At 47.6% G+C, this 14,337-nt stretch carries 11 protein-coding genes and 1 pseudogene; 8 read left to right on the forward strand and 4 right to left on the reverse strand.

What is annotated here, in order from left to right; translation table 11 throughout:
- Positions 1-118: 118 nt before the first annotated feature.
- Positions 119-673: an invasion associated locus B family protein gene (locus UM181_15780; protein ID WQC62754.1), complete on the reverse strand. Its 555-nt coding sequence runs from the start codon at positions 671-673 to the stop codon at positions 119-121.
- 339 nt (positions 674-1,012) lie between these two features.
- On the opposite strand from UM181_15780, the pseudogene UM181_15785 reads away from it, so the two are divergent.
- Positions 1,013-2,145 (forward strand): annotated as a pseudogene (locus tag UM181_15785) (IS3 family transposase).
- A 305-nt stretch (positions 2,146-2,450) separates the two neighbouring features.
- On the opposite strand, the gene UM181_15790 reads toward UM181_15785, so the two are convergent.
- Both UM181_15790 and UM181_15795 read right to left on the reverse strand, forming a co-directional pair.
- Positions 2,451-3,407, reverse strand: a complete 957-nt coding sequence (locus UM181_15790) for an NAD(P)H-binding protein (protein WQC62755.1) — start codon at positions 3,405-3,407, stop codon at positions 2,451-2,453.
- A gap of 147 nt (positions 3,408-3,554) precedes the next feature.
- Entirely contained in the window at positions 3,555-3,977 is a 423-nt protein-coding gene (locus tag UM181_15795; GenBank protein ID WQC62756.1) for a hypothetical protein, read from the reverse strand.
- Between the two features lie 417 nt (positions 3,978-4,394).
- On the opposite strand from UM181_15795, the gene UM181_15800 reads away from it, so the two are divergent.
- The 6 genes from UM181_15800 to UM181_15825 all read left to right on the forward strand — a co-directional run bounded on the left by UM181_15800 (position 4,395) and on the right by UM181_15825 (position 12,533).
- Positions 4,395-6,599: a methyl-accepting chemotaxis protein gene (locus UM181_15800; protein WQC62757.1), complete on the forward strand. Its 2,205-nt coding sequence runs from the start codon at positions 4,395-4,397 to the stop codon at positions 6,597-6,599.
- Between the two features lie 584 nt (positions 6,600-7,183).
- Entirely contained in the window at positions 7,184-8,728 is a 1,545-nt protein-coding gene (locus tag UM181_15805) for an ABC transporter substrate-binding protein (GenBank protein ID WQC62758.1), read from the forward strand.
- 147 nt (positions 8,729-8,875) lie between these two features.
- Positions 8,876-9,859 (forward strand): ABC transporter permease, encoded by a 984-nt coding sequence (locus tag UM181_15810; protein ID WQC62759.1) that lies wholly within the window; start codon positions 8,876-8,878, stop codon positions 9,857-9,859.
- Between the two features lie 3 nt (positions 9,860-9,862).
- Positions 9,863-10,768 carry an ABC transporter permease gene (locus UM181_15815; protein WQC62760.1) on the forward strand — a complete coding sequence of 302 codons (906 nt, stop codon included), beginning with the start codon at positions 9,863-9,865 and terminating at the stop codon, positions 10,766-10,768.
- Positions 10,768-11,727: an ABC transporter ATP-binding protein gene (locus UM181_15820; protein WQC62761.1), complete on the forward strand. Its 960-nt coding sequence runs from the start codon at positions 10,768-10,770 to the stop codon at positions 11,725-11,727. Before UM181_15815 ends, UM181_15820 begins: the two co-directional genes overlap by 1 nt.
- Positions 11,724-12,533 carry an ATP-binding cassette domain-containing protein gene (locus tag UM181_15825; GenBank protein ID WQC62762.1) on the forward strand — a complete coding sequence of 270 codons (810 nt, stop codon included), beginning with the start codon at positions 11,724-11,726 and terminating at the stop codon, positions 12,531-12,533. The genes UM181_15820 and UM181_15825 overlap by 4 nt, the downstream gene beginning before the upstream one ends.
- 326 nt (positions 12,534-12,859) lie before the next feature.
- Here UM181_15825 and UM181_15830 read toward each other — a convergent pair whose 3' ends face one another.
- Positions 12,860-13,288 carry an Lrp/AsnC family transcriptional regulator gene (locus UM181_15830; GenBank protein WQC62763.1) on the reverse strand — a complete coding sequence of 143 codons (429 nt, stop codon included), beginning with the start codon at positions 13,286-13,288 and terminating at the stop codon, positions 12,860-12,862.
- A 106-nt stretch (positions 13,289-13,394) separates the two neighbouring features.
- Here UM181_15830 and rocF point away from each other — a divergent pair, with 106 nt between their 5' ends.
- On the forward strand, positions 13,395-14,336 hold the full coding sequence (gene rocF / locus UM181_15835) for an arginase (protein WQC62764.1): 942 nt from the start codon (positions 13,395-13,397) through the stop codon (positions 14,334-14,336).
- The last annotated feature ends 1 nt before the right edge of the window (position 14,337 follow it).

The following is a 14,337-nucleotide window of genomic DNA, read 5'->3' on the forward strand; positions in this document are numbered from 1 at the left end:
AACAAATTTGGAAAATGCAACGTCAAATTTAGGCCCCGCGTCGAAATTAACAGGCAGTTTTTTATTTATAGCCCTGTTATCGTTAATCGGAGGCAGCAGTTCAAGCTCTGCTTCCGGCTCATGACTTTATCGGGTTAAGTTTTGCTATTGCCCGTGAAAACCCTTTGAGACTTACTTTTGCCAAGATTGCGTCTTCGGCATTTAGCATTCTAAACCGCAAAGAAAACTCACGGTTTTTCTTCATGCTCTCAATAAGTGGTTCATCCAACTCGAAAGAGACCAAACACCCCTGAGAAACACAGGTGACAAAACGGTAGGTTTTTGGATCAATATTTTCCGATGACATCTCCAAGCCAAATGCCAGATCTATTTGAAGCGGAAGCAGCACCTCAAAGATCATTTGTTCCTTTTTCAACGCAATTGTAATCATTGAAAAGGGCCGTTTTTCTCCAGTATTTTCACGTAAGGTTTGTTGTAATATGCAAGTTTCAATTTCCTGCTCAAGCGTGCAAATACTTTCCCAAAAATCATGCTGTGTGCGCGTTATAGAGATATCATTCACCTCTCCTTCGGGTTCTTGCGAAGCAACAGAAGCCGGGCTAAGCCCGAACACACTTATCCAAAAACTACATGACAAAACCGAAAAAATAAAACTGCGTCGAATGTAAGACATTTTCAAATCACCTTTATTAAAAATTTATGTTTACGGAAGTCCAAAACTGTGGATCACGGTTAGAAGGATCCACCGAGGAGGCTGCCATACTTAGACTTTGAGCCAAGCTTAAATCTAAACTCAAACGTTTGTTTGAAAATTGCACTCCAAGCCCGACACCGGCGAGTCGGCGCGTGTTTTCACCCGCATTTTCAGTCACTTGCCCATAATCAAGAAATAGATACGCCGCAGAGGCCGCATTTAAAGATTCATAAAGTTCAAACTGACCCAAAAAACCGTTACTGTGTCTTAGCCCCCTAGAACTGTGCCAGTATATTTTGGCATAGGGAGTAAGGAAACATGGCTCGGAAGCGTTATTCTGATGAAGATGTGTTGAAGTTATTGCGCGAGATTGATGTTCATTTGCACGATGGTTTGGACGTTGTGAGTGCGTGTCGCAAAGCTGGGATTTCAGATAAGAGTTATTATTACTGGCGTAAGAAGTTTGGAGGCCTTTCTCGTTCACAGGTTTCAGAGATGAAATCGCTCAAGAAAGAAAACGAGCGCTTGAAGAAGATCGTCGCTGACTTGCAGTTAGACAAGGTGATCCTGAAGGAGAGCCTTGATCATCTAAAGCCACGGGCCTGACGCGGGCTCAGCTTCGTCAGGCTGTTATTCATACGCGTCAAAAGCTGGATATTTCTGAGCGGCGTGCTTGCGCTGTTCTGGATGTAGCCCGCTCAAGTCTGCGCTATCAAGCCAAACAAGTAGATGATACCAAACTACGCTTGGCGATGATCCGGCTGGCCAAACAGTATGGGTGGTATGGTTATAGGAAAGTCACAGCCCTGCTGCGCATGGAAGGCTGGCGTGTTAACCACAAGAGGATCGAGCGCTTATGGAACGAAGAAGGTTTACAGCTGCCGCGCCGGCACAAGAAGCGCAAACGGCTTTATCACAAAGACAGCTCCATCATCAGGCTGCGGCCCACACATCCCAACCATATTTGGGCGATCGACTTTGTGCACGATAAGCTTAGCAATGGGTGCAGCTATAAAATGCTCACGGTTCTAGATGAATATACCCGTGAAGCGCTCTACGTGGCAGTGCGATCCAAAATGAATGCGAACGACGTTTTGGAGACACTGCACCCGCTGCTGATTAAACATGGTAAGCCAGAGTTTATTCGCTCTGACAACGGACCCGAGTTCATTGCCACGCATCTACAGGACTGGCTGAAGAGGATCGGTATCAAACCAATGCAAATCTATCCGGGCAGCCCTTGGGAAAATGGATACAACGAACGCTTTAACGGCACCTTGCGAAAAGAAGTGCTAAACGCTGAATGGTTCCACACCACACGGCAAGCCCAGGTCGCTATCAATGTTTGGCTCAGGCAATACAACCAGATCAGACCTCATCACGCATTAAACATGCGCCCACCCGTCCCAGAAACCTTATTAGAGAAACCAAAACTCAATGGGCGAGTATAGGGGGCTAGACAAAGAAAGCTCCGTTCATGAGCGTTAAACAATGGACCTGCGATATAAATCTTTTTAATCATTTTCACCTCAGCTTGCTAAATGCCAATAAACGTACCTCATTGAGCTTTCTCAACACATGATGGTTTCAACGCCCCGCTTCAGATCGCTGTTCGGCGGGTTTGACCATTCAAAACGCTCTCAAGACACAGTAATGCAGTGAAAGGCTTCAAAGCCGCAAGGCCCAAGACAGTCGGCAAAAATATGCTTTACCTTCACTTTTAATTTGAAAAGATCTGTCAGTGTGACGACAAATTCTAAAATAATTTATGCGCCCCTAAATCCTGACCATCCAGACCGGTCTTTAAAACCCGACGATAAAACGCCTCCAAGCTCTGACCGCCAAATTCTGGGGTGTTTTGAGCTGAATATACTGACAGCTCTGGATCCCAAAGCAACATCGACTCAGTCGCATAATAATGACCGATATTCACAAATTCACGTTTGTCGGCCAAACGCGCCGAAATCAACGCAGGCCCCGTCAAGACGCCGCCGATCACTTTGAAAAGCGCACTGGGAATGCGCCAAATTTTTTCAGGCTTTTGCAATAGCCGAAACAACAATTGCCCCTGCTCTTTCGGCGTTATCGCAGGGCCAGGCCCCCCAATCGGCAAAATTGCATTGTGGCGTTTAATATCGCTTAAACACCCGCAAATATAAGCAGCCAAATCCGCTTCTGAAATTGGTTTACACGCTGTTTGCATGCCATCATCGAACATCACAAAGGCTTTTCCAGCCTTTACCTTTTCCACCTGCCCCGCGAGCGATTTGAAAAACGCAGTCGGTCGCACAATGCTATAGGTAAGACCAGACGCTTGAAGCTTTTGTTCAAATGCGCGCTTGGCATGTTGAAATTCCAAGCGCGGTTTTTGTACGCAAATCGCCGATAATAAAATAAAGCGCTCGATCGCCAATTCTTGCGCGGTTTCCAGCAACGTCATATTGGCGCGATAGTCGACCAACCACGCATCTTGGCGCCCGCCCGTGCGCGAGGCAATACAGGATATAATCGCTTCAATGCCTGAAAATCGCTGCGCCAACTGCTTTATAGCAACAGTATCGGTACAATCACAAATTTCATAAATCACGCCAGTAAGAGGTGCTTTGGGGATCTGTCGCACCGGGCACAACACCTTATACCCCTTCTCCACAAGGGCCATTGCCACTGCCGAGCCGATATAGCCAGTGGCGCCTGCAAGCAAAATGTCACACATATCTGACGTTTACCAAAACAGCTTCAACGCGAAATTTCATTCGCTTAAACAACGGCAACTTGGCCCGAAGGTCAATAAATTTCTAGGTTGAAAGGCACGCATCAAACTGTGAAAGCTCTGGCCTTCATTCACAAAAGCACAATCGGTTTAAACAAAATTTACCGGTGCGTCTGTAACTGAAAATTCGGTGAAAACGGCCATGCGCGCGCTTGGTTTTGATTTCGCTTGCGGCGCTTCTACCGCCTCGGAAAACGGCATCAGTAAGCGGTGAATTACTGAAATATAATCTTCACCCAAAGCTAAAAGAAGGTCATCGCATAGATAGGTCTGAATCAGTTCATCCACCAGCCTTGCCTCTTCTGTGGTGATTTTATTGGCGCTTAAAATCGTTTCGAATGCCTGAATCACGCAATTTGAAAAAACAAATTGCTTGCGCAAAAGCGCATGGTTATTTTTGGATGGGCCTTTTTCAGACAGAGCCAAAGATAGCAGCGCACTGCGCATCCAGCTGGCCGGTTCAATCGGGGTTGGTGTGGCTGAATTGGATGGTTGAAAATCAGCAAGGTTCATAGCAGCGCTCCGGCGGTAGATAGGGCTTTTCGTTTGAAGAAATTTTGCAAGTTCTATGCCAGTCTTCTTGCAGCCTTTAAGGAGACTAAATTTTTTACACGCAAAGCGCATGTTCGCAAAGATTTACACCGCAAACCCTTCTTTTAAGCTGATCACTTTTCCAAAAACGCTTGAAACAATCTTAAAAATATCAATAATGGCGTTATAATTTAACGTGCTAATAACATAAAATACCCATTTTTAGACAACTCATTCACGCCCCGATGCCTATAAACGTCGTTGTACACTAATAATTCGTTCTGCAACCTAAGATTAAGAATACTCAAAAAGTTTAGATTTGCGCATTTTTTTACTGAATAAATCGCGCATAAAAGTCTCAAAATTATTTTTATAAAGTTTATTAAAAAGGCTTACATCATGACCATATGGCGCAATTTAAATATAGGCACGAAAGTATTAACCGCGCTTTTGCCGCTTATCTTACTTTCCATCGCTTTAGTATCATCAATATCAATCCTAATTGCTCAACGCGAACTTGAAGAGCAAGCCTTCAACAAACTCATCGCGACGCGCGAGATAAAAGCGACCCAGATCGAAAATTACTTTTCCCAGATCAGGCATCAAATTGAAACTTTTTCGGAAAACCATATGGTTATTTCAGCGATGAAGGATTTCGCAGCAGCGTTTAAAACAATTTTTGAAGAGCGCAACCTTACACCGGAAGCTGAAGCAGCGCTGCAAACCCGCGTCGCGGAATATTACCAAGGGAATTTTTTACCAAAACTTGCTGATAATTCACAAATCACGCCTCATTTCACCGATTATTTTCCAAACGAAGAAAGCACTCAGATTCTACAGGATTTATATATTGCAAATAATCCCAATCAACTGGGGTCAAAACATAAGCTTGCTCGTGCAAGCGACAACAGCCGGTACAGTGACCATCATGCGCGCTATCACCCGGTCTTGCGAAATTTTCTAGAAAAATTCGGCTATTACGACATTTTTCTAATTGATATTGATACGGGGCATATCGTGTATTCTGTGTTTAAAGAAGCCGATTATGCCACCTCGTTGCTCACAGGACCCTATGCCAACAGCAATTTGGGGAAAGCCTTTCAAATTGCCAGAACAGCCAAAGCGCCAAGCTTTACATATTTGATTGATTTCTCGCCATATGCGCCCTCTTACAACGCCCCGGCTTCCTTCATTGTCTCACCGATATTTGAGCAGGATAAATTATTGGGTGTTGCGGCGTTTCAAATGCCGGTGGATCAGATCAACAATATTATGACCAACCACCAGAATTGGCGGGATATGGGTTTGGGGGAAAGCGGCGAAACCTATATGGTCGGTTCGGATCTTACGCTAAAAAATGAATCCCGCTTCTTAATTGAAGATCCCTCTGGTTACCTCGCACAAATGAAAAATCTTGGAATGGAGCAAAATTTACTGCGTGAAATTGAAAAATCAGGGAGCGTCATTGGCCGCCAAAAAGTGGATACAACCGCCTCGCAAATGGCCTTGAAGGGTCAAACCGCATCCTTAGTTATAAAAGATTATCGAAACATTTCTGTATTATCAGCGTTCAAACCCTTGGCGATTAAGGATGTAGATTGGGCAATTTTAAGCGAAATTGATGAAGCCGAAGCTTTTGCGGCAACGCAGAACATGCGCAATACTATTTTAATATTTGTCGCACTGATCATTGCCGTCATCGCCGCTGTGATCGTTATATTTTCGCGGCAAGTGATTTCTAAACCCATCAACCAAATGCTGGATGCTGTCGAAAACCTTCGTGCCGGTGAAGGGGATTTAACACTCAGACTGCCCGATTTTGGTAGCAATGAAATTGGCCAAACAGCTGCCTCTTTAAACGGATTTATTCAGCGCATTCAGTTGATCATGCAGGATATAAAAACCGCTGTAACATCGGTTTCAACGGCGTCGTTGCAATTGAACGCCACCGCGGAAAGTTTTAAAATCAACGCGGGAACGCAGGCAGGTTCCATTGAGGAAACCAGCGCTGCACTAACGCAAATCAGCGTCTCGATCACCCAAAACGCTGATAATGCCCAATCGACCAACACGCTTGCCTCGCAGGCGGCCTCCTCAACCACAGAAGGCAGCGAAGCGGTGAAGCAGACCGTTTTGGCAATGAAAGAAATTGCGGGTAAGGTGACCTTGATTCAGGATTTTGCTTACCAAACGGATCTGCTGGCTTTGAATGCGATGATCGAAGCGGCCCGCGTGGGAGAGGCCGGAAATGGGTTTGCGGTTGTGGCAGACTCGGTCCGAAGTTTGGCCGAAGACAGTCAGATTGCGGCTAAAGAAATCAGTGACCTCGCTGAAAATAGCCTGCAGATCGCAGAAGAAGCGGGCCAATTGGTCGAAGGCGTGGTGCCCAATATTCAAGATACCGCACAATTAGTTCAAGAAATTGCCTCGGCCTCAGAAGAGCAAGCAAAAGGGGTTACCGAAATAAATGAAGCGATGAAAAAACTTGACGGCGCGGCAAGCGAAAGCAGCGCCGCATCAACGGAATTGGCCGCTACCTCCGATGAATTCAACAAAATGGTGGAAAAAATTGAAAGCCAAGTTTCAAAGTTCAAAAGTGAATAAACCAGCGTATGCTGCCATTAAGAATTTAGAACAGGCTATGCTTGAAGGTTTTACAGATAAACCGCCGGCTCAGGCAACCATGGCCTGCATCCAATGGTTCTTGAATGGTTCAACGGCTTAGTGGGCAAATCCTCTGAAACGAGGACTCTGGTCATTTCCGAGAAGTCTTAAAGCAAGTTCAACCCTTTCTAGTGGGTGTTTTGGCTTACTCAGATCCAAGCGTATCCCCCAACAAATTCATCCATACCAGCCTCGCAAACATCCATAATTTTCGACGGCGCCTTTTGTTTCAAAAGCTAAATCTTGCCCGTAGATGAACGGCTATCGATTAGCCGCCACCCAAGACGATTTTGGGCATTAGGCCTACAAGCAGAGAATGCGATAAAATTGAAACGCAGTTCCAACCTGGCCTGCTGAAAGGCGCAGAAGGCCCGAAATAACGGCCGCAAAACCCGCTTAGCTAGGCTGCGTATGAACTCTAATTGAAATTAAACAGAGCGGCAGACGGTTTTGGCTTTGAAAATGATCTGCGATTGGTTACTTATCGTGGCTAGAATTTTATAACGAAATAGGGAGAATCAATAATGATGAACAAACTCTTGGTAACAGCGGCGGCGCTGGCGCTGACAGCGGTGTCAGCCTCGGCAGAAACCATCCGCTGGGCGCGCGCAGGCGATTCAATCACCTTGGATCCACATTCACAGAATGAAGGCCCAACCCATGCGCTGGCGCATCAAATGTATGACCCGCTGCTTCAGCGTGATATGTCGGGTGCTATTATTCCTGTTTTGGCCACCGAATGGGCGGCTCTGCCGGATAATCCCAATATTTGGCGTTTCAAATTGCGCCAGGGCGTCACCTATCATGACGGCGCGGCCTTTGATTCTGAAGATGTGGTGTTTTCCTTAAACCGTGCAATGGCCGATGGTTCGGAAATGAAAGAATTGCTGTCATCTGTGAAAGAGGTGCGCGCAGTTGATGCTCATACGTTGGATATCGAAACCCATGGTGCAAACCCGCTGCTGATCAACAATTTGACCAATATGTTCATCATGGACAAAGGCTGGGCCGAAGCCAATGATGTGATGACCCCGCATGACGTTGCGAAAGGCGAAACAAATTTTGCGACGATGAATACCAATGGGACTGGCGCCTTCATGCTGGTAAGCCGCTCGGTGGATGAAAAAACGGTTTTAACCGCCAATCCGAATTACTGGGGCAAAGATATTTACCCCAATCAGGTTTCAGAGCTTATTTATACGCCGATCCAATCCGCGGCAACGCGCGTTGCGGCTTTGCTATCTGGGGAAGTGGATATCATCCAAGATGTTCCAGTTCAGGATCTTGGACGGGTCAGCGCAACCGACGGATTGAGCGTTGGAACAGCCGCGCAAAACCGCGTGATCTTTTTTGGTTTGGACACGAAAGAAGGCCCAACGAGCAATCTTAAGGTGCGTCAGGCGATGAATATCGCGATTAACCGCGATGCCATCAAACAAGTTGTGATGCGCGGCCAGTCAGATCCAACGGGCGTGATCATGCCGCCCTTTGTGAATGGTTGGACAGAGGCGCTGAATGCCTACCCAGCCTACGATATTGAAGCAGCAAAAGCATTGATGGCAGAAGCCGGCCTTGCGGATGGGTTTGATATCACGCTGAATTGCCCCAATGATCGCTACATTAACGATGAGGCCATCTGTCAAGCCGCCGTTGGGATGATGGGGCAGATCGGTATTAACGTGACCTTAGACGCCAAACCAAAAGCCCAGCATTTCCCAATCGCCAAAGGCGGCGAAGCGGATTTCTACATGCTAGGATGGGGCGTTCCAACGTTTGATTCACATTATATCTTCAACTATCTGGTCCATACGCAAACTAACGATCGCGGATCATGGAACCCAACCGGATTTTCGGATGCTGACGTCGATGCGATGATTGCAAGCCTTGAATCTGAGACTGATTTGGCCAAGCGTGATGCAACGATCGCGTCTATCTGGAACAAAGTTCAGGATGCACAAATGTACCTGCCGATCCATAACCAAGTGCTGAACTGGGGAATGAAAAGCAATATTGAATTTGCCGTACAGCCTGAAGACCAGCCGCATTTTCAATTCTTGAAAATGAACTAAGAGCCATGGCCACCAGCCGCTTATCAAAGCGGCTGGTGGCTTTCATGTGGACCCACGTATAATAATGACGGCACATCAAAAGGCGGCCAAAGCTTAGACTGTTCCTGTTTAAACCACAGCTGCATATTTTATAAACGAAAAGCTATAATGGTATTGATCTTACTCAGGCGTTTGGGCCAGGCAGTTCTGGTTTTATTTATCGTCGCACTGATTTCTTTTCTCATCTTTCGATATGTGGGCAGCCCCGTCGATAACCTGTTGGCGCAAGAAGCCACCGTGCAACAGCGCGCGGATTTAGAAGAAGCCTTAGGGCTGAACGATCCAGTTTATGTACAATATTTCGGATTTGTCTGGAAGGCCTTGCAGTTTGACTTTGGCAATTCCTATCGCGGCGCCTTGCCTGTTGCCGAATTAATCTCGAGCCGGTTGCCGGCGACTTTGGAATTGGCATTCACATCAGCGCTATTCGCCCTGATTTTAGGCGTGATTACTGGAATTTATACGGCAATCCGGCGCGGAGGGCTGTTTGCAAATGTCATATTGTCTCTGTCGCTTATTGGCGTATCACTGCCCACATTTTTAATCGGTGTGCTGTTGATTTGGGTGTTTGCGGTTGAACTGCAATGGCTGCCCTCGTTTGGACGCGGCGAGGTTGTCGAGCTTGGGTGGTGGTCAACCGGGTTTCTGACCCTATCGGGGCTGAAATCACTGATCCTGCCCAGCATAACGCTTGGCCTTTACCAATTGACCTTAATCATGCGGCTAACCCGCTCGGAAATGCTGGAGGTTTTACGCCAAGATTATGTACGGTTTGCCCGTGCGCTAGGCCTGTCTGAGCGCAGCGTTAATTTCAGGCATGCCCTGCCCAATACATTGATCCCCGTAACCACGATTGCAGGACTCCAGCTTGGCTCGATCGTGGCATTCGCCATCATTACGGAAACCGTGTTCCAATGGCCGGGCGTGGGGTTATTATTCATTAACGCGGTTTATTTCGTGGATATCCCTGTGATGAGCGCATATTTACTGCTGGTCGGTGTGCTGTTCGTATTGATCAATCTGGCCGTAGATCTTTTATATCTCGCGATTGATCCGCGCTTGCGCGACTCTCAGCTGAGCGGAGAAGCTTAGCCTATGAAACGTTTCTTTGCTTCTGATTTTTTTTATGATTTCGTGCGCAGCCCTGTTGCACTGGTATCGTTTTTAATCGTTTTGTTTCTAATCCTCTCGGCTGTTTTCGCAGGTGTTATAGCACCAACCAATCCTTTCGACGCCGCCAGCCTAAACCTTATGAACGGGTTCACCCCACCGATGGAGCCAAATCTTTTCACCGGAGATGTGTTTTGGATGGGCACTGACGATCAAGGCCGCGATTTATTTTCTGCAATTCTCTACGGGCTGCGTATCTCGCTTTTCGTGGGGGCAATGGCTGTTGCCCTCGCCACCGTGATGGGCGTCTTGCTCGGCTTGATCGCTGGCTATATGGGGGGCTGGCTGGATAATTTGATCATGCGCTTTGCGGATATCCAAATGACTTTCCCCTCGATTTTAATTGCGATGCTCATCTTTGGGGTGGCGCGTGGAATTTTACCACCAGAATTGCGCGATGAGATGGCCATCACCGTATTGATCGTTTCTATTGGCCTGTCTGAATGGGTTCCATTTGCGCGCACAGTGCGCGGATCAACTCTGGTTGAAAAGGAAAAAGAATATATCGCAGCAGCACGTTTAATAGGCTTGAACCGGTGGCAAATCATGATCAGACATATTTTACCCAACGTTTTGAACCCCGTTTTGGTGATTGCCACGATCACCTTGGCTTTGGCGATTATCGCCGAAGCCACGCTGTCCTTTTTAGGGGTTGGCGCGCCACGCACAGAGCCAAGCCTTGGCACACTAATCCGCGTTGGCCAAGATTTTCTATTTTCCGGCGAATGGTGGATTTTGTTGTTTCCTGCCAGCACGCTTTTGGCCTTGGCGCTTTCCGTCAACTTATTTGGCGATTGGCTGCGCGACAAATTGAATCCGAGGTTAAAATAATGACGCAGCCATTGCTTGAGGTCAAAAATATCAGCGTAGAATTCAAAACCCGTCGCGGTGCTTTAAAAGCAGTCGATGATTTGTCGATTGACGTGCAACCGGGTGAAATATTGGGGCTGGTGGGGGAATCTGGCGCTGGAAAATCAATGATGGGTGCGGCGATTTTAGGCTTGATCGATCCGCCGGGCCGCCTGTCAAAGGGCGAAATTTGGTTTAAGGGCCAACGGATAGATCAAAACCCGGAAACATTGCGCGGATGCGAAATTTCAATGATCTTCCAAGATCCATTGGTCAGCCTAAACCCGTTAAAGAAAATTGGCGATCAATTGGTTGAAACCATCTTGCGGCATAAGAAGATGTCGCGGGCGCAGGCAATCGACAGAGCCCGCAAAGGCCTGATCGAAGTGGGGATCGACCCAGAACGATTGAATGCTTATCCACATACGTTTTCAGGAGGCATGCGCCAACGCGTGGTGATCGCCCTTGCCCTTGCCCCAGAGCCGTCGCTCATTATTGCAGATGAACCCACCACCGCTCTTGACGTGTCGGTTCAGGCGCAAATTTTGGAACTGTTGAAAAAGCTATGTCGCGGCCGCGGCACTTCGATTATTTTAATCACGCATGATATGGGCGTGATTTCAGAAACCGCCGATAGGGTTGGCGTGCTCTATGCGGGCCGCCTTGCTGAAATTGGCAGCACGAACCAAGTTTTAAGATCTTCAAAACACCCCTATACGCAAGGTTTGGTGGCCTCAACACCCAAAATCGACCCCTCTTCATTTGGGCAAAGCCTCTATCAAATCCCTGGCTCCATGCCTAAATTAGACGCAATTCCGACAGGCTGCGCCTTTCATCCCCGCTGCACACAAGGAACCTTGAAATGTAGCCAGGAACGCCCTCCGATGATGAACAATGCTGCGGCGTGCTGGCTGTTGGAAGAAACGAGACAAGGGATATGAGTTTCATAACCGCCAAAAATCTGACCCGCCGTTATGACCTGTCAGACCCGTGGATTGTGCGGCAATTAACCTTCCGGCCCAAACGGTTTCTGACCGCGGTGAATGATGTCAGTTTCAGCGTTGAGAAAGGCACCACCTACGCCTTGGTCGGAGAAAGCGGTTCCGGAAAATCAACGATTGCCAAAATGGCAGTGGGTCTGCTTGCGCCTTCGGCAGGAACCATCACCCTCGACAATCACAATTTAAACGATCGAAACTTAAGCCCACAAAGCCAACAATCGATGCGGCGACGCATTCAAATGGTGTTTCAATCCCCCTATGCCAGCCTAAATCCGCGTTGGCGCGTTGGTGATATTTTAGCGGAACCGATTCAAAGTTTTGATCTTATCCAAGGCGCAAAAAATCAAGCCAAACGCGTGGATGAACTTTTAGAGCAAGTTGGGCTTTCACCAAGCGACGCTAAAAAATATCCACATGAATTTTCCGGTGGGCAAAGACAACGTATTTCAATTGCCCGCGCCCTGTCCTCGCAACCTGAAGTTATTATCTGTGATGAGCCAACCTCTGCATTGGATGTTTCCGTTCAGGCGCAGGTTTTAAACCTTCTTAAATCGCTTCAAAAAGAATTTTCCCTCACTTATTTGTTTATCACGCATGATTTGGCGGTGGTGTCGAGCGTCGCAAACCGCATAGGCGTGTTGAACAAAGGCGCGCTTGTCGAAGAAGCAAGCCCGAATGAGTTATTCACAAATCCGAAGCAAGACTATACCCGGATGCTGTTAAACGCCGCCCCAAAAATGCTTTAGCTTGATGCATGTTGCGGCTTTGAAACTTAAAACGTCAGATTTGAATGACGGAGTTTGGATTTGAACGCCATTGCGTTTTTGAAAGAGTGGCGAGGAGGATCTGACAAACCAACGGCTCGACTTTAAAAATGCGCCTCACGGTAAGCAAATCTTCGCATTTAGGATCAGCGATCAACTTCTTGCTCGGCATACCCCCCTCGCAAAAGTAGCGCAGAGCGCGCTTCGGAAATCCGAATGACGTGCAAAACAAAAGATTACGTTTCCGCAAATTTTCGGCAACCCATAACGGTGCAGGGAGCTTAAAGCCCAGCACAATGCCCCGCAACCTAACCGATCTGGCGCAACAACGGACAGGTTTCGGAATTTGAAACGCCCGGCAACTCTCGAATACGCGCCAATATACCATCAAACTCAACCAGATTGGTGGTTTCGATCTCTACCACCAAATCCCACACGCCACAGGTTCGATGCAGCGAAGTGATCTCAGGCATCCGTTTCAAGGCTTTTTGAACCGAATTGGCCGTATTCCCCCGCACTTCAATCATCATTACCGCGCAGACCAAATCATGCGCCTCTGGCGCATTTAATTCCACCGTAAAACGCTTAATCACCCGTGCCTCAATCAGACGCGTTAAACGACTTTGCACCGTGCCACGCGCCAAGCCCAATACACCCGATAATGTGGTTACCGAGGCCCGCCCATCAATCTTTAACCGGGCAAGTAGTTTTCTATCAACTTCATCTATACTCATCATTTTGATGAAACCTATGAACATTTTTTACAAATTATCGACTTTTTGAACAATAATTTAGCTTATTGGTCAAGCCAGAAGCTGACATCTTCTTCCTATCTTACAATCAATGGATCAACTGATGTCCAAGCATTTCACAATTTTGGGATTGCCGGTTGAGGCCGGAGCCGGCCGTGGCGGATGTTTAATGGGCCCGGATTCTCTTCGAACCGCAGGGCTTTGCGAGGTTATCAGCGACCTCGGACGAGTGGTGAACGATTTGGGCAACATGGCGCGGCCTTCTTCCATTGCGCCAGCAGCGGGGCCCGCGCATTTGAAAAAACTTCCCGAAATAGTGGCTTGGACGCAGCATATACAAGCCTTGGCTTTTGATCTCGCTATGCAGGATAGCTTTCCAATTTTTTTGGGCGGCGATCACTCGATAGCGGCCGGCACGCTTAGTGGGATCGCGCAAGCTGCCGCGCACGCGGACCAAACCCAATTTGTTCTTTGGTTGGATGCCCATCCTGATTTAAACACATTGTCGAGCAGTCTCAGCGGTAACCTTCACGGCACGCCAATGGCCTATGCATTAGGCTTGCACAGTTTCGCCGATATATTTCCGCCGCTTGCGGTGCCAATTGACCCGGCCAATATCTGTATGATGGGGCTTAGATCGGTGGATGACGCGGAGCATCATGTCATCAATGAGCTGGGTTTAGACGTCTATGATATGCAGCGCCTAGACGCGCTTGGCGTTGTGAAACCCATCACCAACTTTCTAAACCGGGTCGCAGCAGCCAAGGGCCGGTTGCATATTAGCCTCGATGTTGACTTCTTAGATCCAGAAATTGCGCCGGCTGTTGGAACAACCGTTCCAGGTGGAGCCAGCGGCAGAGAGGCGCATCTGATCATGGATATGATCTGTGACAGCGGTCTAGCAACCTCGCTCGAGCTATCCGAGTTGAATCCATATTTGGATGTTGAAGGCAAGACAGCCGCGTTGCTTTGCGATCTCGTAGGTTCTCTTTTGGGTCAAAAAACCTTGAAACGCCACAAAAAGGGTGAATGAT

The organism is Alphaproteobacteria bacterium US3C007 (genome assembly GCA_034423775.1).
In the GTDB taxonomy this organism is placed as follows: domain Bacteria; phylum Pseudomonadota; class Alphaproteobacteria; order Rhodobacterales; family Rhodobacteraceae; genus Thalassovivens; species Thalassovivens spotae.

Bases quoted from the DNA above. Each gene is read 5' to 3' on its own strand.
- UM181_15780 (WQC62754.1), bottom strand. From the start codon at position 673: ATGTCTTACATTCGACGCAGTTTTATTTTTTCGGTTTTGTCATGTAGT.
- UM181_15790 (WQC62755.1), bottom strand. From the start codon at position 3,407: ATGTGTGACATTTTGCTTGCAGGCGCCACTGGCTATATCGGCTCGGCA.
- UM181_15795 (WQC62756.1), bottom strand. From the start codon at position 3,977: ATGAACCTTGCTGATTTTCAACCATCCAATTCAGCCACACCAACCCCG.
- UM181_15800 (WQC62757.1), top strand. From the start codon at position 4,395: ATGACCATATGGCGCAATTTAAATATAGGCACGAAAGTATTAACCGCG.
- UM181_15805 (WQC62758.1), top strand. From the start codon at position 7,184: ATGATGAACAAACTCTTGGTAACAGCGGCGGCGCTGGCGCTGACAGCG.
- UM181_15810 (WQC62759.1), top strand. From the start codon at position 8,876: ATGGTATTGATCTTACTCAGGCGTTTGGGCCAGGCAGTTCTGGTTTTA.
- UM181_15815 (WQC62760.1), top strand. From the start codon at position 9,863: ATGAAACGTTTCTTTGCTTCTGATTTTTTTTATGATTTCGTGCGCAGC.
- UM181_15820 (WQC62761.1), top strand. From the start codon at position 10,768: ATGACGCAGCCATTGCTTGAGGTCAAAAATATCAGCGTAGAATTCAAA.
- UM181_15825 (WQC62762.1), top strand. From the start codon at position 11,724: ATGAGTTTCATAACCGCCAAAAATCTGACCCGCCGTTATGACCTGTCA.
- UM181_15830 (WQC62763.1), bottom strand. From the start codon at position 13,288: ATGATGAGTATAGATGAAGTTGATAGAAAACTACTTGCCCGGTTAAAG.
- rocF (WQC62764.1), top strand. From the start codon at position 13,395: ATGGATCAACTGATGTCCAAGCATTTCACAATTTTGGGATTGCCGGTT.